Source organism: Candidatus Manganitrophus noduliformans, from assembly GCF_012184425.1.
Taxonomy (GTDB): domain Bacteria; phylum Nitrospirota; class Nitrospiria; order SBBL01; family Manganitrophaceae; genus Manganitrophus; species Manganitrophus noduliformans.
Map to the genome: position 1 here is coordinate 532,608 of NZ_VTOW01000003.1, position 23,519 is coordinate 556,126.

General features: G+C 54.3%; 14 protein-coding genes and 1 tRNA gene. 7 read left to right on the top strand and 8 right to left on the bottom strand.

Annotation, left to right across the window (positions count from 1 at the left end):
* The first annotated feature begins 332 nt into the window (after nt 1-332).
* On the top strand, nt 333-1,715 hold the full coding sequence (locus tag MNODULE_RS17115) for a DegQ family serine endoprotease (protein WP_168062086.1): 1,383 nt from the start codon (nt 333-335) through the stop codon (nt 1,713-1,715).
* 91 nt (nt 1,716-1,806) lie between these two features.
* Here the strand turns inward: MNODULE_RS17115 and MNODULE_RS17120 are convergent, their stop codons facing one another.
* The 4 genes from MNODULE_RS17120 to MNODULE_RS17135 all read right to left on the bottom strand — a co-directional run bounded on the left by MNODULE_RS17120 (nt 1,807) and on the right by MNODULE_RS17135 (nt 8,986).
* Nucleotides 1,807-3,015: an ATP-binding response regulator gene (locus MNODULE_RS17120; protein WP_168062088.1), complete on the bottom strand. Its 1,209-nt coding sequence runs from the start codon at nt 3,013-3,015 to the stop codon at nt 1,807-1,809.
* Nucleotides 2,993-6,757, bottom strand: coding sequence for an ATP-binding protein (locus MNODULE_RS17125; RefSeq protein ID WP_320412489.1), 3,765 nt, complete (start codon nt 6,755-6,757; stop codon nt 2,993-2,995). The genes MNODULE_RS17120 and MNODULE_RS17125 overlap by 23 nt, the downstream gene beginning before the upstream one ends.
* On the bottom strand, nt 6,681-8,438 hold the full coding sequence (locus MNODULE_RS17130) for a PilZ domain-containing protein (protein ID WP_168062092.1): 1,758 nt from the start codon (nt 8,436-8,438) through the stop codon (nt 6,681-6,683). Before MNODULE_RS17130 ends, MNODULE_RS17125 begins: the two co-directional genes overlap by 77 nt.
* A gap of 472 nt (nt 8,439-8,910) precedes the next feature.
* Nucleotides 8,911-8,986: transfer RNA gene (locus tag MNODULE_RS17135), tRNA-Lys, on the bottom strand.
* A 299-nt stretch (nt 8,987-9,285) separates the two neighbouring features.
* Between MNODULE_RS17135 and MNODULE_RS17140 the strand changes: the two genes are divergently transcribed.
* Both MNODULE_RS17140 and MNODULE_RS17145 read left to right on the top strand, forming a co-directional pair.
* Nucleotides 9,286-12,594: an MFS transporter gene (locus MNODULE_RS17140; RefSeq protein WP_168062095.1), complete on the top strand. Its 3,309-nt coding sequence runs from the start codon at nt 9,286-9,288 to the stop codon at nt 12,592-12,594.
* 9 nt (nt 12,595-12,603) lie between these two features.
* Nucleotides 12,604-13,404 (top strand): M14 family metallopeptidase, encoded by an 801-nt coding sequence (locus MNODULE_RS17145; RefSeq protein WP_168062098.1) that lies wholly within the window; start codon nt 12,604-12,606, stop codon nt 13,402-13,404.
* Between the two features lie 72 nt (nt 13,405-13,476).
* On the opposite strand, the gene MNODULE_RS17150 is transcribed toward MNODULE_RS17145, so the two are convergent.
* A complete protein-coding gene (locus tag MNODULE_RS17150; RefSeq protein ID WP_168062100.1) occupies nt 13,477-15,570 on the bottom strand; it encodes an LPS-assembly protein LptD in 2,094 nt (697 codons plus the stop codon).
* A 116-nt stretch (nt 15,571-15,686) separates the two neighbouring features.
* Nucleotides 15,687-16,988 carry a bifunctional folylpolyglutamate synthase/dihydrofolate synthase gene (locus MNODULE_RS17155; protein ID WP_168062102.1) on the bottom strand — a complete coding sequence of 434 codons (1,302 nt, stop codon included), beginning with the start codon at nt 16,986-16,988 and terminating at the stop codon, nt 15,687-15,689.
* 234 nt (nt 16,989-17,222) lie between these two features.
* Between MNODULE_RS17155 and MNODULE_RS17160 the strand changes: the two genes are divergently transcribed.
* Entirely contained in the window at nt 17,223-17,771 is a 549-nt protein-coding gene (locus MNODULE_RS17160; RefSeq protein ID WP_168062104.1) for a YIP1 family protein, read from the top strand.
* Between the two features lie 6 nt (nt 17,772-17,777).
* On the opposite strand, the gene MNODULE_RS17165 is transcribed toward MNODULE_RS17160, so the two are convergent.
* Together MNODULE_RS17165 and MNODULE_RS17170 are read right to left on the bottom strand one after the other, a co-directional pair.
* Complete coding sequence (locus MNODULE_RS17165) at nt 17,778-18,611, bottom strand: SDR family oxidoreductase (protein ID WP_320412495.1); 834 nt, start codon at nt 18,609-18,611, stop codon at nt 17,778-17,780.
* Nucleotides 18,612-18,759: 148 nt separating this feature from the next.
* Entirely contained in the window at nt 18,760-20,073 is a 1,314-nt protein-coding gene (locus tag MNODULE_RS17170) for a hypothetical protein (protein WP_168062108.1), read from the bottom strand.
* Nucleotides 20,074-20,326: 253 nt separating this feature from the next.
* Here MNODULE_RS17170 and MNODULE_RS17175 point away from each other — a divergent pair, with 253 nt between their 5' ends.
* The 3 genes from MNODULE_RS17175 to MNODULE_RS17185 all read left to right on the top strand — a co-directional run bounded on the left by MNODULE_RS17175 (nt 20,327) and on the right by MNODULE_RS17185 (nt 23,398).
* Nucleotides 20,327-22,261 carry an AMP-binding protein gene (locus MNODULE_RS17175; protein ID WP_181071091.1) on the top strand — a complete coding sequence of 645 codons (1,935 nt, stop codon included), beginning with the start codon at nt 20,327-20,329 and terminating at the stop codon, nt 22,259-22,261.
* A gap of 114 nt (nt 22,262-22,375) precedes the next feature.
* Complete coding sequence (locus MNODULE_RS17180; RefSeq protein WP_168062110.1) at nt 22,376-22,966, top strand: Rieske 2Fe-2S domain-containing protein; 591 nt, start codon at nt 22,376-22,378, stop codon at nt 22,964-22,966.
* Between the two features lie 15 nt (nt 22,967-22,981).
* Entirely contained in the window at nt 22,982-23,398 is a 417-nt protein-coding gene (locus MNODULE_RS17185; RefSeq protein WP_168062112.1) for a VOC family protein, read from the top strand.
* Nucleotides 23,399-23,519: the final 121 nt, after the last annotated feature.

Consider the following 23,519-nt stretch of genomic DNA (forward strand, 5'->3'; position numbering starts at 1 on the left):
GCCGCAATGAAGAGAACAAATATTCCCGCCAGCGCCAACACTAGGTTTCCCATCAATACACCCCCTGCCGTTGTTTATCCGCCTTGGAAACCCATGGTCCGCTTTCCCTCACGATGTGAGCAGAAGTGATACGCATTTTTCATTCGAACATTCCCCGCGGCGGTGAGCTTCAACCTTGTCTGCTACCTTATCTCACAAGGGTGGATCATATCAATCAAAAAGATATCTTTACAAATCGATTGGATACTTGTAATAGTTTACCTTTTAATATAAAATGTTTTACTATATAGTATGTTCTTTCCTACCTCTTTACTTCCTTGAAAGGAGAATCTATGTTCAGGAGAGTGACTATCTTCGCTCTGGTAATTTTGCTGCTTCCAGGAATGACGGTCCTGGCTGCGCCAAAAGACAGCCCTGATGCCGGAATAAAGCTACTGGAGGATTTCCAGAATATATTCATCAGCCTTGCAGATCGGGTGAAACCGACGGTGGTGAATATCGCGCCTCAAACAGGGGGCCCGCATCCGTCCCAACCCGATGAAGGGCCGCGGGAATCTCCACGTGCGCCTGAAGCTCCTCCCGGCTCCGGATCGGGCGTGATTGTCGATAAACGGGGATTTATCGTAACAAATAATCATGTCGTGGGGGATGCAGACGAAGTCGAGGTCCGGCTCTCCGATAAGACCAAATTTACGGGGAAGGTGGTCGGAAAAGATCCCGATACCGATCTTGCCCTGATCAAGATCGAAGCGACAAAGGATCTCCCTTTTGCCACGATGGGCGACTCCACCAAAATCAAGGTGGGACAATGGGTGATCGCCGTTGGAAATCCCTTCGGATTGGATCGCACGGTGACGGTCGGCGTGGTGAGCGCGCTCGGAAGAGAAAATGTCAACCTCTCCCGGTATGAGGACTTCATCCAGACCGACGCGTCGATTAATCCGGGCAACTCGGGCGGACCGTTGTTCAATATCCGCGGCGAGGTCATCGGAATCAACACCGCCATCATCAATTTCGCCCAGGGAATCGGATTCGCCATTCCATCGAACATGGTCGAAGCGATTACAGCGCAGTTGATGGAGAAGGGAAAAGTAACGCGCGGCTGGCTGGGCGTCGGGATCCAACCCCTCACCCCGGAGCTGGCGAGCAAGTTCGGCGTGAAAGAGAACGAAGGAGTTCTGGTGAACGAAGTTTTCGATGGAGACCCCGCGAGCAGAGCCGGAATTCTGCCGGGCGATATCATCCTGAAGGTGGAAGAATTGCCCGTGGATACACCGAATTCGTTGGCGCGCGTGATTGCCAGCCTCATCCCGGGGAAAAAGGCCAACATCGAAATCATGCGGGACGGAAAGAAGAAGACCATCGTGATCGAGTTGGTCGAGCGAAAAGACGAGGCGGTGACGGCGGCCATTCCGAGACGTCCCGAAGTCTTTCTTGGATTGAATGTTCAAGATCTTACCCCGGAAATCGCCGAGCGCTTCAAGCTTAAAGAAGAAAAAGGGGTCATCGTCACGAAGGTCGAACCCGGAAGCGCCGCGGAAGCGGAAGGTCTGAAAGAAGGGGACCTGATCAAGGAAGTGAATCGCGAAAAGGTCGACAGCACGGACGAGTTTAAGAAAATCATGGAAAAGACCAAAAAGACGGAAGCGGTTCTCCTTCGAATCAGCCGGGAGAATCGGGCATTCTTTATCGTCTTAAAGCCGGGCGATAAATAAAAGGCGCACGTTTTAACGAAAACGGCCCTCCCCTTTTGGGAGGGCCGTTTTCGTTTCCGTTCCTACTCGTTTCATCGAAGGAGTGCCGGGGCTACTGATCGGCGGAGGGAGCGGATGGTCTGCGGTCCGATTTTCTCCGGTTGAATTCGGTTAAATTGACCGGCAGATGGATGGTCATGGTCGTTCCTTTTCCGAGTTCCGATCGGACATCGATGCTGCCGCTGTGTTCTTCAATGATATGATGGCACATCATCAGGCCGAGGCCGGTTCCTTCGTTTTGTTTCGTCGTAAAGAAAGGGTTGAAGAGCTTTTGAAGGTTTTCTTCGGTGATGCCGACGCCGGTGTCTTCAACCGCCACATGGAAGAACGCGTGATGCTTTTTATCGAAGTCGGCGGACGTTTTTATCCGGATGTAGCCCTCCTGGGTCGCCTGGATGGCATTCAGAAAGATATTTAAAAAAACCTGTCGGATCTTTTCCCGGTCGACATAACAGAGGGGAAGATCGGGCTCGAAATCCTGCCGAATCGTGAGCCCTTTCTTTTTCGCTTCATTATCAATGAAGGTAATGGTTTCGTAAAGAAGATCGTTGATATTCACCCCGTTCAATTTCAACCCCTCTTCCTCGGGGGTTTTCGAATAATGAAGAAGCTGGCTGATGAGCATCTGAATCCGATGGGTTTCGCCCACCGCGACGGCGTAAAACTTATCCCAAAACTCCTCGTCTTTCATTTCTTCGTCATATTTTTTAGGGATCATCTGTAGAAACGTATTAATGGCGACCAAGGGGTTGTTGATTTCGTGCGCCATGCCGGCCGCCAGGATTCCGATCGCCGTCAGCCGATTCGCTTGAGCCATCTTTTTGAATGTTTCTATTTTTTCGGCATGAAGACGGTCCCGCTCCTTCACCAGATAGTAGCGCTCGACCCCCTGCTTCAGAGTCTGTTTTAATTCCTCTTCATTGTAGGGTTTGGTGATGTATCGGTGCACTTTTCCCCGGTTGATCGCGTCGATCACCAGTTCTATTTCGGTATAAGCGGTGATCAGCATTCGAATGAGGTTGGGCCTCTTCACCGAAATACGCCGGAGCAATTCGATGCCGGTCATGTCCGGCATGCGTTGATCCGAAACGATCAATGCCAACTCGGGATGCCCTTCGATGAACTCGAGCGCGGCCTCACCGCTTCCGGCCGTATGGATTGTAAATTCTTTTTTGAAAAGATTTTTGAAGGTGACGAGGGCCATCTCTTCGTCGTCGACAAAGAGAATCGGATAGTCTTTATATCGGAGCGCTTCCGGCATAGAGCCCTTTCCCCGCTTTTTCCGTCGGGACGCCGGGTTGCGTCAGCGGAAGAGAAATGACCACCTCCGTTCCCGAACCGACTTTGCTCTTCACGTCGATCTTTCCGTGGTGGTTTTCGATAATCTTGTAGGTGATGGTCATCCCCAATCCCGTTCCCTTGCCGACCTCTTTGGTGGTAAAAAACGGATCGAAGACGCGAGGAATGTCCTTCTCGGAAATGCCGGATCCGGTATCCCGGACGGAGATCCGAACGCGCTCCCCTTCCTGCTCCGTTTTGATGAAGATCTCTCCTCGATCGGGAATCGACTGAACCGCGTTCTGGAGGACATTCATGAAAGCCTGGTTGATTTGTCCCGGAATCGCCTCCACCGAGGATATTCTTCCATATTCCCGGCGGATCGTAATTCGATGGGCGATCTCGTGTTGAAAGAGTTGAAGGGTGGATTCAAGCCCTTCGTGAAGATCGAAGGGCTTCAGAACCTCTTCATCCTTTCTGACGAACGTTTTTAAGTTTTTAATAATATTCTCGGTGCGGTCGAGCCCGTTCTTGATCACTTGAACGGAGATATCGATATCCTCGAACAGCTCGGTCATTTCAACGGGACTCAGCCGATCCGCGGCCTTGATCTGTTCCAGGGAGCGCCGGACGATGGCAAGGCTCCCCTTGGCGAAGCTGACCGGGTTGTTGATTTCATGGGCCACCCCCGCCACCAAAAGGCCCAAGGCCGCCATTTTCTCCGATTGGACCAACTGGCTCTGCGTTTCCTTGAGCGCTTGCAGCGTCTCTTCCAATTGATGATTCCGAACCTGAATCTCACGCTCTAACTTTCTGAGGTTGATCAGGGAGCGAACGCGGGCGCGCAGTTCTTGCGAGTTGAAGGGCTTCGTGAGATAGTCGTCCGCGCCGTGTTCCAACCCTTCTATCTTTGTCGTAATGCCGGTTTTTGCCGTGAGGAGAATGATCGGAATGTGGCAGGTGCGCGGCTCTTCTTTGATTTCGCGGCAAAGCTGGTGGCCGTCTTTATACGGCATCATCACATCCGAGATCACCAGGTCGGGGATCTCGGATGTGGCCCGCTCGACCCCTTCTTGTCCATCCTTGGCGAAGAGAAGTTGGTATTCGTCTTTCAATTGCGATGCGATATAACCGAGCATGTTCGGATTGTCTTCGACCAGGAGGAGGCGATGCCGGCCGTCTGTAAAGTTTGTCTCTTCCGGAAGAGGGGCCGTTTCCTGTACGATGCCTGCCGTGGCGTAATCCGCCTGGGTTTCGAGAGTTTTCGTCCAATCCTCTTCCCTTCTCTTTTCGGGAACCGAAACGATCTCGGTCCGCCGGTCCAAGGCCCCCGGGACATCTTCCAACCGGGTATAGATGGGGATGGTGAATAAAAAAGTCGTTCCCCTCCCCTCTTCGCTTTCGGCCCAAATTTTTCCATGATGAAGTTCGACCAGCTCCCGAGAGAGGGCAAGGCCGATGCCGGTTCCTTCATATTTTCGGCTGGCGGAGCTGTCCGCTTGGGAGAATCTGCTGAAGAGCTTCGGCATATGTTCTTTCGGAATACCGATTCCGCTGTCGGAGACTTTTACGAGGACATCATTATCCTGCCGTGAACAGGAAACGGTGATCTCCCCTTTTTCGGTGAACTTGAGCGCATTGAATACGAGATTCAGAATGACCTTCTCGATTTTATCGGCGTCAAAGAAGAATTCAGGAATCGTTTCTTCGGACGAAAATCGAAGGTCCAACGATTTTTTCTCCGCCATCGGGCTGACGGAGAAGACCACCTCGTTGACGTACTTCGCAAAGTCTGCTCGATTGTAATAAAGCTCCATCTTGCCGGCGTCCACCTTCGCCAGATCCAGCAGGTTATTGATCAACTTTAATAAGCGCAGGGAGTTGGTTTGCATGATCGTGAGATATTTTTCCTGATCTTTGGTGAGCTTGCCTAAGTTTCGGCTCAACATCATTTCGGTGGGGGCAAGGATGAGCGTAATCGGCGTCCGCAATTCATGACTGATATTGGCGAAGAACTTTGATTTGATTTGATCGAGCTCTTGAAGTTTCTGGTAGGACTCCTCAAGCTGGCGCTTGCTCTCCGCCAATTCCCGGGTCCGTTCATCTACTTTCCGTTCCAACTCGCCCGCCCATTGTCGAAGCTCCTCCGACATCTTGCTGACGTCGTCATAGAGAAGGGAGTTGCTCAGGGCGATGGACGCTTCGGCGCGGAGGTTTGAAAGAAAATCGAGATCCATGTTGGAAAAGGATTTAAGATTGTCTTTTTCTCCGATGTTCACGATCCCGATGAGCTTTCCGTCATGGATCAGAGGCAACGCGATCTTTGAACGAAACGGCTTAAAATAGGATTGAGCCCATGAACGGATCGATTCATATTTCGGATCAAGCTCGATCTCATCCGCTTCAATGACACGATCTTGTTCTTTCATCCATGAGAGAAACGGGTGATCAGGACTAATCTGTTTTGCCGCTTGGCTTTCCCCTTTTACAATCTTAAATTGTCCGTCTTTATGATCCCATAAGACGAGGGTGATGTTCGAGATGTAAAGCGCATCTTGAATCGTGCTTGCAATTTTACCGATTAAACTATCCAGATCCTTCAACGTCGCAAGCTCTTTGACCATTCCTTGAAGGATTTTTTGCATATCGTATTGTCTTCGTTGGAACCAATGATCTATTCGTGGTTGAATCAATTTAAAATACGGTATGGTGAGGATGAAAAGCCCGGCGACGAAGATCGATAATTGCAGGTTGGATAATCTATCGATTTGATTTCTTCCGAAGTAAAAGAGAACGCTGATCGGTATAATAATCAGAGAAGAAGTGACGAGCCACATAATCGTTTTGTGAATGACTGTCGAAATATCCAAAAGGCGATACTGGATGATGGTATAACTGATCACGCCGAAAAGCGCGCCGATCAGAAGATAACCGAAGGGGTAATATTCGAAACCGTAATTGGGAATAAAATCGGTGGCGCCGATGACGGCGATCACGAAGGCCCAAAATACGAATTGGATTCGCTTGGCTTCTATTTGAGATTCGTCGAGTTTTTTCTTATATCCCTGGTAGAGATTTAGCAGCCCGCCCGCATAGGTAATGCTGAAAAAAAACAGAAAAATATTTTGAAGGAAACCTGCTCTGACATAATTGCCCCAATAATACGCGTATAGCCCATTCAAAAATCGATTACTTGTCAACATTTCTAATATGAAAATCGCGCTGACGGAGTATACCGCTAAAGATCGCTTTCTCTGCCGTTCTAATCCCAAGAACTCAACGGTGAAATAATAGAATGTCGTCGGAATTAAAAGCACGCCGAAGTATAGAAATTTTGCCCAATACAACCCATGTTCGTAATCAGCGGACAAATAAATCATCGCATAACCTGAAAGCCAAATTGCGATAGATAACCATAACGAAGCGAGTGCAATGTTTGCAGGTGAGTTTGAGTTTTTTTGGAAAATATAGTATCCAAACATGAAATATAAGATTGAAGTGACGATGGGAGGGATGGAGTAGAAATTGATTTTTTCCGAGCTTTGTATCACGAAAAGCGCATACATGAAGAAACTGTATACACATAATACAAACCCGGCCCAAAAAGTACTTTTATTTACATGAAGAAGAATATTATTCAGTGGTGCATTAACTTTGTTCATCATGACCGTTTGAATGAAGAAGGGCCAGCGATCGATCCACTTGCGGACCGGTTTTTCTTCCATACTTCTTATGACCTTCCACGAAAGTGCCGTTTGCGATCCTTGCGCAAATGGCAATCTCTCCTCCCAAGGTTGTCGCCGCAATAATTTCAGCAAACTTCTTTGCGTGTCCGTGACCGAAGCACCCCATCAATTCAAGGCATTCCCTTTGTGTTCCCAAGCCGACCCCCCCTCCGACCGTGCCGATGACGAGACAAGGCAGCTTGATGCTTGCGTAAAGATCGCCTTTTTCAGTGATCTCATAGTTGATCACGCTTGCATGCGATTCTACGACACTCGCGACATCTTGGCCGCAAGCCAGAAAGATCGCCGCCAACCCGTTTGCGACGTGGCCGTTCATCCCGATCATGGCGGCATGCGTCGTACTCAAAAGGACGAGCCGGAAGTAATCGACCATCGTTTCCGGCCATACATTAAACGTTCTTTTGACGAGCTTTCTCGGAATGACGCACTCCGCGATGAGCGATTTTCCGTACCCGCTGATAAAGTTATGGGCGGTCACTTTTTTGATCGAGGAATAATTGGATTGAATGAAGAATTTAGCGGGTTTTACGATAGAGCTTATGAATTTACAAGCGGCATCCGTGGCAAACGTAACCATATTGACGCCCGATGCGTCCGCGGTAGAATAATAAAATTTGACTGTTACATTCCGGTCAAAGATAATCGGCTCGATACGGATGAGTTTTCCATGTCGAGTGGTTCCATCCGCGTGCGTTTTAATGCGTTCAAAATTAGCAAGAAGCCATTTTTTAAAATTGAGCGCTTCGGAGATGTTTTTGAAGGTAAATATAGAGGAGATATGGAGTTCATCTTTCAGTACGGCTGTGTTGACCCCTCCTGCTAAAGACAGAATTTGCATGCCCTGAGTATAGGTGTAAACCAATGCGCCTTCCGTCGTGGCCATCGGAACGTAGAAGTTTCCTTTCGCGAATTTGCCATTTATTTTCAGCGGCCCGGCAATACCGATCGGAATTTGAGACACTCCAATAAAGTTTTCGATGTTGCCTTTCATATTTTCCGGGCAGTCGCTGAAAACGCTCACGTTTTCCAATTTGACTCCGGTTTTAAGTTCCAACCATTTACGTCTTGCCGCTGCCGTATCATTCGTGTAATTTGCATCTTTTCGGTTGGGGATGAGATCCAAAGTGGTAATGTCCGATCTTTTTCCGGTGTGGAATAGATCGGTATTTTCCGACTCAATGAGGTCTGTAATTCTTCGAATGATCTTCCGTTTTTCATCATTTTTAAATGGACGAGAGAGTCCATCTGAATTTCTTTTTCTCCCCTCCTCCTTTTGCCTCCGATCCGGTATCGCTGCATTTGAAGAACCTTTTACAAACTCATCCCAACTGTTCAAATCGCCATTCTCTGATTGATAGAACTCTAAACCATAAGCGTGTTTCTGATCGTTCCGCCATTTAATCCGTATTCGGGCTTTTATCGGATTGAAGGGGTTGGGAAGACTAATTTCGATAACGCCCTTCTCAGTTTGGGGGAGGGCTTTTTCGGTAGAAATTGAAAGTCCTGTCAAACCGATATCAAGCGCTTCACCTTTAATCCTTTTCTCTTTCTTCATCTCTCGATCTCGAAAAATGATTGAGATCGGTACAATCTCTTTTGCGCGAAAATAGGAGCGGCGATCCGGGTGTTTCATAAAGCTGACCTCATACTTCAATTCCATTTATTGCTTCATCACAAAAAATGGGAATGTTTCATCCCATCGGTTTGCAAAAGGGCCGTCGTGCACAAGTAGAATATTTTTTATCTGAATGAAATCGGTTTTATCTGTTTCATCTTCATAGAAGAGAAATGAATAAAACATGGAGTGGACAAGTCCTGAGACATTCAGGAGAAGGAAACAAGGTAGGAAAGGACTACCTACGTGGGTCTGATTCGTTGCCCTTGTTCTTGCTTTGGCAGTCAACCTTAAAGCTCCAGACAAGGTCGCAAAAACAATCAGATACCGGAGAAAACTATACAATATGTTGAATATACATTAAAAAAGTCCATTGTCAAATTAAAAAATCATTAAATTTTTTCTTAGAACTTCAAGAAATACGACAATTTCGGCGATTTTTTCTGGATGTAAAAACAGAAAAACGATTGAGTATTAGTCGGGATGAAAGATGAGGGATGAAGCGATTTGAGAAGCCTGGTGAGCCGCCTGGGATTCGAACCCAGGACACCCGCCTTAAAAGGGCGGTGCTCTACCAACTGAGCTAGCGGCTCGCTTGATGACGATGGGAAGAACAAGGTGATCTCTTCAGTTTTGAAGAAATCGGAAAAGTGAAAGGTCTTTTTTAACATTTCTCGGAACGGGTGTCAACTTCTATCATAAACACGCATTGCGAGCGCATCTTCGCTCCTCTGGGACGGGGTTAGCGAGCAAACTATCTAAAGAAGTCTTTCTTCGTTTCGGGTCGAAGAATCCCCGCCCCCTCGGGGCGGGGATTCTTCAAAGTCGGGTTTGAATTTTCCGGAAAGATCGACTATGATAAGGGGTTCGATTTTTTGGAGCCCCGGTCAACTTGGTTTCCATTCTCTTCTTTTTTTCAGGCGTCACCGCGCTGATCTACCAGATGGTCTGGATGCGCGAATTGGTCTTGGTTTTCGGCGCATCGATGTTTGCGATCTCCACCCTCCTGACCGCATTCATGGGGGGGCTGGCGCTGGGGAGCGATTTCTTCGGCCGGCGCGCCGACCGCTATTCAAACCCTCTGCGCATCTACGGCTTTCTTGAGCTGGGCATCGGAGGGTATGCTTTTCTCGTTCCGTTCCTCCTCTCTTCGCTGATTCCGATCTATCAGTATCTCCACGGCCTCTTTGACTTCTCGTTCTATATCTTCAGCCTGGTCCGATTTGTGATGGCGGTGCTTGTCCTCCTTCTTCCGACCGCCTTGATGGGAGGAACCCTCCCTGTGCTTGCCCGCCTCTATAAAAACAATGCCGAGGTCGGAAAAGGGGTCGGGCTTCTTTATGCCTTCAATACGTTGGGGGCGGTGATCGGGGTTTTGGGGGCCGGGTTTGTCCTCCTTCCTACTTTGGGTTTGAACAAAACGGTGCTTCTTGCGGCGGCGCTGAACGGCGCGGTCGGCCTTCTCGCGATCTGGCGCGGGAAATATCGAATCATCCCCATGGAGGCCTCCGTTGAAAAAACGCCGATCTCCGCTCCGAAGCGCCCGCAATCGCCGCGTCGACTCTTGTTGATCACCTTCGCCCTCTCCGGTTTTGCCGCAATGATTTACGAAGTGGTCTGGACGCGCATCCTGACGCTGATTCTCGGGTCGACCCTCTACTCCTTTGCAACCATGCTTGCCACCTTTCTCATGGGGCTTGCGATCGGGAGCTTTCTCTTTTCGTTCTTCCTGAAGCGGTTTTCGCGTCCCCTTCTTTTATTGGCCCTCGTTCAAGGGGGGATCGCGCTGTTTGCTTTCGGGGGGGAATTTCTTTTTCCCCTCCTCCCCGTTCTCTTCTTCAAGCTTCTTGAAATCTTCCACTCGGAGGGGGGAATTATTTCCGCCTCCAAATTCTTCATTGTCGCCGCCGTGATGCTGATCCCGACCGTCCTCATGGGAGGGGTCTTCCCGCTGGTGATCCATCTTCTGACCGGCGGAGGGAGTTCCGCTCACGAACCGAAGCGAAAAAGCCAAGCGGTCATGGATACCGGGTTGGGGTCGATCGTCGGCCGCGCTTACGCCGTTAATACGGTCGGAACGATCGTCGGTTCCTTCTCGGTCGGATTTATCCTCCTCCCGGCGCTCGGCATTCAGAAAAGCCTCCACGTCGCCATCTTCACCAACGCCGTCTTAAGCCTTCTTCTCTGGATGCAGATGCGCGAAATCGGAGAGGCGCGCCTTTGGGCGGTCGGCGGGGTTGGCGCGTTTCTCGTTGTCGTCGGCTTCTCGACCCCGGCCTGGAACCCGCTGCATATGTCGAGCGAGCTCTTCGGGAAATTATCGACCCTCGACCTTCTTTTCTATAAAGAGGGAATCTCATCCACCGTCACCGTGGTTCAGCACCCGACACTGGCGAAGCACCCTCATCTCACCTTAGCGATCGACGGCAAGGCTAATGCCTCCACCACCGGCGACATGAAGACGCAGCTGCTTGTCGGCCATCTTCCGATGCTCCTCGCGCCGGAGGCAAAGGAGGTCATCTCGATCGGACACGGCTCCGGGATCACCACCGGCGCCATCGCGACCCATCCCCTCTCGAAGCTCGTCACCCTGGAAATCGAGCCGGCGGTCGTCGAGGCGTCGCGCTTCTTCGATCCGTTTAACGGAAGCGTCCTTGAGGACCCGCGCGTCCAAATCGTCGTCGACGACGCCCGCAATTACCTCATTCTTTCGAAAGAGCGCTTCGACGTGATCGTTTCCGAGCCGTCGCATCCTTGGCGGAGCGGCTCCTCCAAACTTTTCACGGAGGAGTTCTTTCGCCTGGGCCGATCGCGACTGCGCCCGGGGGGAATCTTCGCCCAGTGGATTCATTTCTACGGCATCCGGGCGCCGGAGCTGAAGGCGGTGATCCGGACCTTCCATTCCGTTTTTCCGCACGTCTTTATTTTTTATACAGACGCCGGCGATCTGATCCTGATCGGCTCCGATCGCGAAATCGTCATTGACCGGGAGGAGATCGCCCGGCGGATGGCGGTCCATGCCGTTGCAAACGATCTCGCGCGGGCCGAGGTCTACTCTCCGTATGACCTCTGGGCTTATTTTCTCCTAGGGCCCAACGAGATCGAGCGTTACACCGGCGAAGGGATCTTCAACACCGACGATTATACCGTCGTCGAGTTCCAAACGCCGAAATCGCTTTTCGAAGATACCCTCTCGATTCATATGGCCGACATGAAAGGGGCGTCGCGCGGCGGGGAGCTTTATCTGATCGACCCGGCGGAACCCAACAGCGCAAAGGGAGAGGCATTTTTCGCCATCGCCAAAGCGCTCCTTCGGAACGGAAAAGAGACCGACGCCCGCGACATGGTCCAAAAGGGGCTCCTTCTCCATCCGTCCGCCGAGGGAGACTGGCTCATGGGTTCGTTCTTTCAGAAGCAGGGAGATCGCGACGGCGCTTTCCGCGCCTGGCAGGCCGCCCTGAAGAAGGATCCCTCCCATGCGGAGGCCTCTCTGAGTCTGGCCAAGTTGTACCAGGAACAAGGGGCGTTTCATCAGGCGGAGCCGCTTCTCTCTCGGCTCCGAAAGGACCATCCTGAAAAGTTGATCGCCGCTTTTTATCATGGCGTCAATCTCTACTATCTCGGCCAGTATCAGCGGGCGCTGGATGAGCTCGACCGAGGAAGGGTCTTCTCCGAGCCGTTCGCCTACTACTATCAGAGTCTCGTTTTTGGTAAGCTGAAAAAAGAAGCGGAGGCCAATCAGGCGCTGGGCCGATTCATCACCAGCCTCAACGATTGGCGAAAGGATCTGGAGCTGGAGCCGAAGCGCTTCTCCACCCTCCCCTACGCCAAGCAGATCGAATGGCGGAAGAAGAACGGAATCGAGATTCCGGAGGAAGAGCGGATGGCGCTCCTTTTCAACCGATTGGTGGCGGCCCCGTTGGGCCATCTCTATAGCGGAACCGGCCTCTTTATATTGGGAATGTTCGAGCCGGCCAGCGTCGAGCTGGAGAAAGCGGCGGAGCAACTCGGGAATCAAGCCTCCGGAAGCATGGTCCAGTACTATCTCGGTTTGGCTTATCAGGAGATGGGACAAACAACTTCGGTCCGGCAGGCGTTGGAAACATTTATTTCGCACTCCCCGCTCGACCCGAAGGATATCCGGATCGATGCGGCCAAGCGCACCCTCGATCGGTTAAAACAGGCGAAGGGGGTTTCTTAGATGGGGTCGATGGCGCCGACACATAAAGTCCGCTCCTATTCGGAAACGATCGAGCGGATGCTCCGGTCGGTGAAGGAAACAAAAGGGGTAGAGGCCCATCTCCTTGGAACGGTTCGCGCCGATCCCCACCGGTATCCCTTCTGGGTGGTTTCGACCCCCGACGGGCGGGGAAAGAAAAAGATCTGCCTTTCCGGAGGGATTCACGGCGATGAGCCGGCCGGCGTCGAGGCGATCCTCGCCGTCATTGAAATGATCCGGAACCAGCCGGCGCTTCTTGGCCGGTTTCAGTTTATCCTTTTTCCCTGCATTAACCCATTCGGGTATGAGCACCACACACGTGAGAACCGGTCTCGAATTGATCTCAACCGGCAGTATGTCCGGCAGCGGCCCGCCGCGGAAGTACGGTTCGTCAAAAAGGTCATCGACGGGAAAAAATTTGATCTCGATGTCGAGTTCCACGAGGATATCGACACGCCGGGATTTTATCTGTACGAAGTTTTTCGCAGCCCGGCCCAAGCGGTCGGCCGGAAGATCATCCGGCGGGTGGCGAAGAAATACCCGATCAATCTTCAGACCGAAATCGAAGGGGCCCCGGCCGAAAAGGGATTAATCAGCCCCGATGTTTCCTCCGGCTTCTTCAAACGGCGCTTCGCTCGGAAGCGGCAGTGGCCGCAGGCGCTCTACTTCTACATGAACGGCACCTCCCACGTCATCACCTCCGAGACCCCGGTGCATCTTAAAATGCAGGAGCGGGTCGAGATCCATCTCATCGCCTTTAAAACGGCGCTGGAGAGATTGCTCTCCGCGTGATCCTCTGACTTCCGGCTTCTCTCCTTAATTACTCCGCAATCCGAAATCCGCATTCGCCATGCCGCATTGCCCTTAAAAGATGCTGGCAAACTTCCGCGATCCGGTGGCCCCCAGCCCTTTCAAGGTGAGCATGAATGAGAACTCGTTTCGGGTGCGGAGGTCCAGGTAAGTGACCGTGATTCCCCAGCACTGGTCTTCGTATTGGAGGCCGTAGGCGATCTCGACGAACTTGCTTGTTTCGGCGTCGAAGTAAGCGCGGCTGGCGAGGCTGACCCCCCAGGGGGTTCGGATCATAATCTTCTCCGTCCAGAACTGAATGCGGGGGGCCGGTTCCTGATCGCCGAGATAGAGCGGATTGAAGAGGTCCCCCCGCTGCGGAAGGGTCCCTCCCCGCGTGTAGCGCTGTCCGACGGAAGCGATCAGATACGGGGGAAGATCGATCGTTAGATCGGTGTTCCAGAAGGAGAAGCGACGATCGTAGAGGTCGTAGAAGGCGTCGAAACCGAGGGAGAGGTAATCGGTGAAGTGAACCACCGCCTCGCCGCGAAAATCGGAGAAAGGCTCCGTGTCGTCCCCATCCGACCGGGCGTCCCGCAGGCTGTAGGTTTCGGTGAATCGAAGATAGATCCTTTCTTGTAAGACTCCTTTCACGTCCCGCCGCATGAAACGCTGCGTCACCGAAGCGGTCACCGCGTTGCGGTCTTGGAGCTGGTCGAGTTCGTCGAATTGTGGAACGTCGGGGTGATCTTCCACCGGGATATACTCATACATGAGTGACGGGCTCAACAGGTGAACGCTCCCTCCCCGCTCTTTGGAAAGGTGCTCTTCCCAATGAAGGCCGGTTGGAAAAATCTCCCGGCTGACCGGCTCCTCGGTCGTTCCCCGGCTGTACCAGGTCTCCCGGACGCCGGCCCAGGGGGTCAGCGTCCCGGCGCCGGAAAGGGAAATCGGGGCGGAAAGCCTTGGATAAAGATCGACCCGCTGGGTGGTCAGTCCCTCCGAGCGCCAGAAGTTCACGGCGTTGCTCTCAAAGTTGAAGTAGACCGGTGATCGGCCGAGACGATGCTCAATCAGGCTGTAGCCGACCTCCGGAAGACGCTGCGCGGTGGTGCTGTTGCTCGGCGTCGTCAGGTCCTGTGTATACCGGCCGAGGAGATAGGCAAACGATTCGTCCCCGCGGTAGGTGACGAAGAGGTTCGATTCGATATTCTGCTGCGCCCGCTCGGCGGTGACGTCCGAGAGCTCCTGGAAAAAATCCTGTTGGTTGACGTAGTGAACGTCGATCTTGGCGTTGATCCGATCGGTAAAACGCTGTTCGTGGTTGTAGCGGATCTCCCATTGGCCGACTTGATCTATTTTATCGTAAAAGTAATTCGTTTCCAGGTAGCCCTGCGAGAACTTCGATAAGACGTAGCGGTACTCCAATCCCCCGCCAATGCCCCGGGCGCCGCGGTGATCGAGATTGAACGTCACGTCCTGGCTTTTTGAAATGGCCCAGAAGAAATCTTGGTTGTAGCGGAATCCGTCGCGAGAACTGTACCCCAATCGCGGAATCAACAGACCGGTTTGGCGTTCGGTCTTCGCCGGGTAGAGGAGATACGGAAGATAGAGAATCGGAACCTCGTTTGCGTAGAAGACGACATTGCGCGCCGTCAGGTAGCCGTCGATCTGAAGCCGGAGGCGCTGGGCGCGGATGTGCCAATCGGGGTCGTCGATGCAGTCACAGGCGGTAAAATAGGCATTCTCAAGGAGGTAGCGATCGAGTGCGTAACGCTCGGCTTTGTCCGCTTCGATGTGATAGTTTTCGACTTCGATGAAGATTTCGGCATTGTGGAGGACGCCGAGCTGTGTGTTGACATCGAGTTCGACCCGTGAGGCGTCGATGCGGTCGTCGCCGTCGGTGAAGCGAACGTTTCCCTCGGCGATCAGTCGGCCGGTCCGATTATCGAGTCTGACGGCGTCGGCCTCGATCCGAAGCGGTCCCTGGATCGCGACCACCGATCCCTCGGCGATGAAAAGATCTTCCTCCCGCCGATATTCAAGGCGGTCGGCGTCGAGTTGAATCGGCTCGTTTGCTTCCGGGCGACCCAACACGGCTCCGTTCAGTTCTTGGGGAAGCCCCCACGCCGGCACGGCCGGCACGGAAGGAAGGAGAAAGCCGATCATCAGCAAGATCAGAGAGAAGGTCTTCGAGGGAAAGCCGACACGTCCGAAAGACCGAAACGGCGCGCTCCCCGTATAAAGGGAACGGAGAGGCTTTATCGATGCGCCGGAGCGAGGGGTCATCCTCGTAGCAGAGAGGGGACGGTTCCGGAATAAACCGCTTTGGCCTCCCCGACGGTATAGAGCGACCCGGCGATGACGAGGGTGTCTTCCGGACGCAGGTTGGACTCGACGTAATCGATCGCGTCGGGCACCCGCTCTCGGACGGTTTGAATGAGCGATGCCCCTTGAAGGGAGGCGATCAGGAGATCGGTCTCGGCCGCCCGGTCGATGTCGGGCCGGGTCAGGACGATCTCATCGGTCCAAGAAAGGAGCGGGTTCAGAATGTCGCGGATATTTTTGTCGCGCATGATTCCCGCGATCAGCCAGTGTTTTCCGCGCCGCGCGGAATCGACCTCCCCGAGATAATCGGCCAGCGCCCTCGCTCCCGCCGGGTTGTGGGCGCCGTCGAGAAGAATGAGCGGCCGCCGCCGGATCACTTCCAGCCGTCCGGCCCACTCCACCTCACGGATTCCTTCGAGGATCGCCTCCTCGGAAAGAGCGATCCCCTTCGCTTGTAGCTGCTCGACGATTCCCAGAGCGACCGCCGTGTTCCGCACTTGGTGCCGTCCGAGCAGCGGAGAGTGGACCGTCCGCACGCGCTCTCCCCGATATACAAAACTCTCCGGGCGGTCCCCTTCCACGTTGATTTCATGGTCGAGACGGAGGATCGGCGCCCCTTTCGACCGGGCCGCCTGCTCAAAGAGGGCAAGGACCTCGGGCTGGGCCGCCCCGGTAATCAGGGGGATCCCCGCTTTGATGATCCCGGCTTTTTCAAACGCGATTTGAACGATCGTCGCCCCCAGGTAACGTTCATGATCGAGATCGATCTGGGTGATGGCGGTGACCAGCGGCGTCAGAAGATTGGTTGCATCGAATCGGCCCCCGAGACCGACCTCCACCACCGCCAGATCGACCTTCGCCTCCGCGAAGTAGAGGAAGGCGATCGCGGTGGTGAACTCAAAAAAGGTCAAGGAAAGGGCCAGCTCGGGCTCTTCTTCCCCGATTCGTTTTCTTAAGAGGTTCGTCAGACGGACGATTTGGTCCGGTTCAATCGGCTTTCCCGAGATGCGAATCCGTTCCGAGAAGTCGATCAGATGGGGGGAGGTGTAGAGGCCGACGCGGTATCCTCCCCGTTTCAGAATGGAAGCGACGGTCGCGGCGGTCGAGCCCTTCCCGTTCGTTCCGCCGATATGGACGGAGCGATATTTTCGCTCGGGATGATCGATCAGACGGAGAAGACGCTCCATCCGCTCCAGTCCCGGGCGGATGCCGTGCCACTGCAGGCGGTAGAGGTAGTCGAGTGCATCGGTATAAGACATGATTCCCCACGTGGATTGGCCTTCTTATTTATCATAACCGCGCGCCAAATTCAAGAAGACTCCGGGTGTCATCGGCTTCCATCCAGCCGGAGAGAGCGTCTTCATCACCCTGTTCCGACGATTCCTCTAGACTCCGACCGGCTCTTTTGGTATGGTCATTATCCAAAATCATTTTGCTTCTGTGTCGGACGGTGGATCGTCGTTTTCGTATCGGTATTCGGTGAAGGAGGGTCGATGGGTCAGTTTGTAGATCGGATGATTCGCGCAGCGCAGCTCGATGTGAATCTCTATGAAGAGGTGGAAGCCGACAAGGGGGCGATGAAACAGGCGATCGGGGTCGTGGTCCTCTCCAGCCTGGCGGCCGGAATCGGAACGATGAGTCAGGGGGGAGGAATCGGGCGGCTGGCGCTCGGCACGGTGGCGGCCCTCATCGGCTGGTATATTTGGGCTTTTCTGATCTATGTGATCGGGACGAAGATGCTTCCGGAGCCGCAGACCAGGGCGGACCATGGAGAGCTCCTCCGGACCCTCGGCTTCGCCAGCGCGCCCGGCCTGCTCCGGATATTGGGCTTCCTCCCTGCCGTCAGCGGCATTGTTTTGATGGGGTCTTCGATCTGGATGCTGATCGCCATGGTGGTGGCGGTAAGACAGGCGCTTGATTATCAGAGCACCCTGCGCGCCGTCGGCGTCTGCGTCGTCGGGTGGGTGATTCAGATTGCGGTCCTCATCTTTGTCATGGTTGTCGGCGGCGGGGTCGCCAGTCAGACCGGACCCATGCCGTAGCCGAATTTATCCGACCGGAAGAAGGGCGCCTAACCCCTCCCGGTAAGAAGGGTATTTCAAATCGATTTGGAAATGCTCCTTCATTTTCTGATTTCGGCATCTCCGACCGGCGGCCGGTTCATCGGACGAATTCCAGAGAGGAGCGAAATCGGAAATGCCGAGCCTTTTTGCAAGAAAAGCATAGTAATCCCCCCGCCGGACCGGATGATCGTCGGAGAAAAGATAACACTCTCCCGTTTTTGATAAAGGGGCCGTCGCCAGGAGGAGCGGAATCAGGTCGTCGAGATGGATCAAATTCAGGTAACTTTCGGGTCGGCCGCGGAGGGTCCCCCGTTTTAGAACTTGATCGCGTCCGGGAATTCGATTCGGTCCGTAGATTCCGGAGAGCCGGACGATCACTCCCGGGAACTGCGCCTCTTCGACGGCGGTAAAGAGCATATCCTCCGTTTCGATCAGACGCGCCCCGGCGGGATGTTTTGCGCGGCGCAGAGACGATTCATCGACCCATCCGTTGGAGTAATCTCCATAAAGGCCGGTGCTGCTGGTGTAGATGAACCGACTGGGCCGGTTTTCCAGGAGCGCGGCGATCGTATGGGTCATGGCGCGGGGAAGGGTCTCCTCCTGCGATCCCGACACCAGGAAATAAACCCAGTCGGCCTGCGGGAGTCGAAAAGGAGGTTTTAAGAGATCGACGACGATCGGCTCGATCCCCTCTCTTCTGAGAAGATCGACTTTTTCGACTCTCCGGGTCGTGCCGTAGACCCTGAAACCTTTTTCGATCCACCCCTTTGCCAACGGCAACCCGACATATCCGCATCCGATAATGAGGACAGATTCGATAACGACCTCCTTGTTGTTCCGTCCATTCCGATCTTTTCAACGGTCAGAGCGTAACGCTTTCTAGGACGCGCGTCAATGAATATGTCTGGGAGTATGCCTGGGAGTATGCCCGGCGGTATTCACGGCGGTATGCCGGGTAAACAATACATCATTGGACCGGAAGGGCTTTTACAAAGACAAAACCATTTTCAATCCAGGCGGCATAGAGCCGTTGGCCCGAAGCGGCAAGCGAGGTGGACCAAGAAAAAGAGCCGGAGGTTTCATTCAGGGGCTCCCCCTTCCGGGTCCACGCGGTGCCGTTCCAACGCCAAACTTCCACACTCGATCCGCCGAAGGCGAGGGTCGGTTCCCCTTTGACTTCCATCAACGCGGGATCAACGCCCTCCTGGGAGAGGGGTGAGCCGAGGGTGACCCAGGCCTCCCCGTTCCATTGTCTTGCCTGAATTCCCCCCTGCTGAAACGCAAGGGTTGGAATGTCCTGAACGAAGGCGAGGGAGAAGGTGGAGGAGAAAAAAGTCGACGGATCATTGGCCGGGCCGCCGGCGGGAAGCCAGCTCTCCTCGGTGCGATCAAAAAGGGCCAATTCGATCCCTTCCGAAGCGGCGTTCTGCATCAGAACGGCAAGGGAGAGGTTCTGATCGTCGGCGCCGAGCGCATACTTCCTTGGCGAGGGGGCATCGGCGTAGTGTGATCCGACCCCGCCGAGATCGACCCAGGCGCCGGCCCACTGCTGGACCCGCGTGCTGGCGTATCGGCTGTCGCTGCAGAAGGAATCCCATGCGACGGTCGGAACCCCCTGACGAACGTCCAAAGCGGCATTGGCCGGACCGCAACCATCCTGGTACGTTTGAACGGCGACGGTCGACCATGCACCCTCCTCTCGTCTGACCAGATAGAGCGATCTCCCTTCAATCCAGGTGAGGAAGAGCCGCTCTCCGTCGGATGCGAGGGAGGGAAGAGAGGCGGCTTCATTGGGGTTCACATTCAAAGGACCTTCCACCCCCCATCCGGTTCCGTTCCAAAAGCCGGAGTAAATTTTTCCGTCTTCTTCCCAGGACACGACCGGAGCGTTTTCGATTGTCGCGAGGGTCAACCAGACGGCCGCTCCCCGTTGCGCCGCGTTCACGCGGGCCCCCAGCGCCTGCCACTGAGCGTCTCCGTCGGATGGGCCGCCCCCTGCGTCTTCAGTCACCGGATCGGTTTCCGGGGCGGGATCGGCGATCGGGACCGATTGAGCGACCGGAACCGCCGTCGCCGTCGAGGCCGGAGTGGCCCCTTCCGTTGAGGGCTGCTCCCCTGTCGATGCGGGGGTGGCGGGGGGTGTTTCATTGGTGAGGGAAGAAGGGGTTGCAGGGTCCTTCTCCGAATTGGAACCGCCGCTGGACCCGCAGGAAATGAGGGTAGGAATAATAAGGACGACTGCAAAATAACGGACTGCTTGTTTTATAAAACCTTTTTTCATGATCCTCCTCCCGACTGTACTTCTTTTAGGTAAGAGTGCAACCTATGTACCTTTGATAAAGAGACGAATTGGGGGATGGAGAGCCCTTTCTAGGTGATGACGAAATTGCAGCGGATTGCAGAATTGATTACATCCTTTACATATCGGTGAACGGTAGAGAAAGAGATGTGCAAAAAAGGATCACTTCTAATGCAAATAGGAGGAACCTTGGATCGGATGGGCATCAGGTGGACGAAATGTTATAATGCTCATTATGAACGATCTCATTTGGACCCCCTCCGACGAGATCATCCGGCAGTCGAACGTCTGGCGGTTGATGCAGCGGCATGGACTTTCATCTTATGAAGCGCTGATTCTCTGGTCGGTCGAGGATATCGGCCGATTTTGGGATGCGGTCTCGAAGGACCTCGGAATCCGATGGAACCGGCCTTATCGACAGGTCTACGACACCTCCGCCGGTCTTCCCTGGACGAAGTGGTTCATCGGCGGCCGGACGAACCTGGTGACGAACTGCATCGACCGCCATCTCCCCGCCCGCGCGAATGAGATCGCCCTTCTTTGGGAAGGAGAAGATAAAAAAGTCCGCTCCTGGACGTACGATCAGCTCTTCCGGGAGGTCTCCCGCCTGGCCGATGCGCTTCGGCGGGAAGGGATCGGTCCCGGCGATACGATCGGAATCTACATGCCGATGTCGCTGGAGATGGTGGCGGTGCTCTATGCCGCTTTCAAGATCGGAGCGATCTGCATCCCGATCTTCTCCGGGTTTGCCGCCGGCCCCCTCGCCCTCCGTCTCGCGCACGCCGAGGCGAAGATCCTCTTCACCGCCGACGGCTCGCTCCGGCGTGGAAAAATCATTGAGATCAAGCGGTCGGCCGATGAGGCCGCCGCTCAAATTCCGACGTTGCGGAAGAAAGTCATTCTGCGCCGCCTCGGAAATGAAATCGATTGGGATTCGTCGCGTGATTGCTGGTATACCGAATTTGTCGCGGGAAAGTCGGAGCGGGTCGCCACCGAACCGCTCGACGCCGAAGCCCCCGCCTTGATCCTCTACACCTCGGGGACCACCGGCCGGCCGAAAGGGACCGTCCACACGCACGGCGGCTGTTTGATGCAGATCGGGAAGGAGCTGGCGTATCACTTCGACGTCAAACCGGAGGACCGCTTTTTCTGGTTGACCGACATCGGCTGGATGATGGGCCCCTGGATGATCATCGGCGTTCACTTGCAGGGAGGATGTGTCTTCCTTTATGAGGGGGCGCCGAACCACCCGGCCCCCGATCGCCTCTGGGAGATGATCGACCGCCATCGGCTGACTCATCTCGGGATCTCCCCGACCGCCGTCCGTCTTTTGATCCGCGCGGGGGAAGCCCCCGTCGCGCGGCACGACCTCTCATCGCTTCGAATGCTCGGCTCCACCGGCGAGCCGTGGGATCAGGAAAGTTATCTCTGGTTCTTCGAGAAAATTGGAAAAAGAAAACTTCCGATCATGAACATCTCCGGCGGCACGGAGATCATCGGCTGTTTTCTCGCCCCCCTTCCGATCACCCCGTTGAAGCCGTGCACCCTGCGGGGACCGGGGCTGGGGATGGATGTCGATGTCTTCGACGATCATGGAAAACCGGTTCGCGGGGAGACCGGACACCTGGTTTGTAAAAAGCCGGCCCCGTCGATGACGCGGGGTTTCTGGAAGGATCGCGACCGGTATCTCGCCACCTACTGGTCCCGATGGCCGAATATCTGGTTTCACGGCGACTGGGCCCGGATCGATGACGAGGGGTACTGGTTCCTCCATGGACGGTCGGACGATACAATGAAGATCGCCGGCCGCCGTGTCGGCCCCGCCGAAATCGAGTCGGTCCTCATCTCACACCCCGCCGTCTCCGAGGCGGCGGCGATCGGCGTTCCCGATCCGATCAAGGGAGAAGCGATCGTGTGTCTCGTCGTGTTGAAGCCGGGGCAATCGGCCGATGAACAGCGCCTTGCAGATCAGGTAACCGAGGCGATGGGAAAAGCGCTCCGCCCCAAAGCGATCCGCATCGTCTCCGATCTTCCGAAAACCCGATCGGCCAAAATCGTCCGCCGTGTCATCCGGGCAAAGCTTCTCGGACAATCTCTGGGAGATCTCACCTCCATCGAAAATCCCGCCGCGATCGACGAAATCGCCGTACTTTCCGAAGAGGAAAAATAACGCGAGGCGTCCCCTCACGCTTTACGCCTCACCTGTTTTCAAGAAGTCCATTGAAAAAGGGAAGGCATCAAGGTACACTATCCGACTAACGTCAGCATGGAGAGCAGAGAAAAGATGTCGGCAGAGTTCGTCAAGGTGGCTCGGCTTCAAGAGATTCCGATGGAGAAGGGGAAGGTCATCCAGGTGGAGGGAAAAGAGATTGCGCTCTTTCGATCGGAAGGATCGGTCTATGCGATCGACAATCTCTGCCTGCATGAGGGGGGGCCACTAGGGCACGGACCGGTGAAGGATGGAATCGTCACCTGTCCCTGGCATCTCTGGCGGTTTGATGTCCGAACCGGCGCGATGGTCGAAGCCCCGTCGATGAAGGTCGATTGCTTCGCCGTCAAAGTCGAAGGGGAAGAGGTTTACCTCGATGTCTCCTCGTTGACCGCTCCGGTCCGAAGAAACCAGACGATCCTGCGGCGATTGGTCGCCGGAGAGACGGCGGAGACATTGGCGAAGGAGTACCACCTTGTTCCGGAAGAGATCGAGCGGATTGCGAGACAGGCCCGGATCGGCGAGCGCTTGGTCTGGTTGGGCGAACTCTTTCAGCGGCAGGGGGCGATCTATAGTCAAGATCTGCTCCGGATTCCGTATCGAGATCTGGAAGGAATCTCCTACGGGGCGCAGGAAAAACTCGACGAGTTGATCGAATTGCTTTAAGCACGAGGGGAATCGATGTCTCATGAAAAGCAACCGCTCCCGCTCAAGGGGTTAAGACACTTGGCGCTGAAGGTCACCGATATCGGAAAATCGCGCCGGTTTTACGAGGGAATTCTTGGGATGCGCATCGTCTGGGAGCCCGATCCTGAGAATCTGTATCTGAGCTTCGGGTCGGACAATCTGGCGCTTCATCAGATTCCGCCGGGAGAGACGCCGGCCGAGGAGAAGGGGCAGCGACTCGACCATTTCGGATTCATTGCGGAGAACGAGTCGGTCGTCGATGCCATGGCTATAAAAATGGAGAGGGCCGGTGTTCCGATCGTCAAACCGGTGAAGCGGCACCGAGACGGGAGCTACTCTTTTTACATGGCGGACCCGGACGGAAATGTGATTCAAGTCCTGTATGAGCCGCATATCAGCCCGCTTCCATAGAGGAGAAGCTTTTTAAAGAATTCTTTTTTTGTATTTTCTTCTCTTGACCTCTCTTGAATTTCAGTATATATTCTCACGATCTTATCTGGTGGGAGGGTGAAGGGGCCCCCCTCCCGACTGA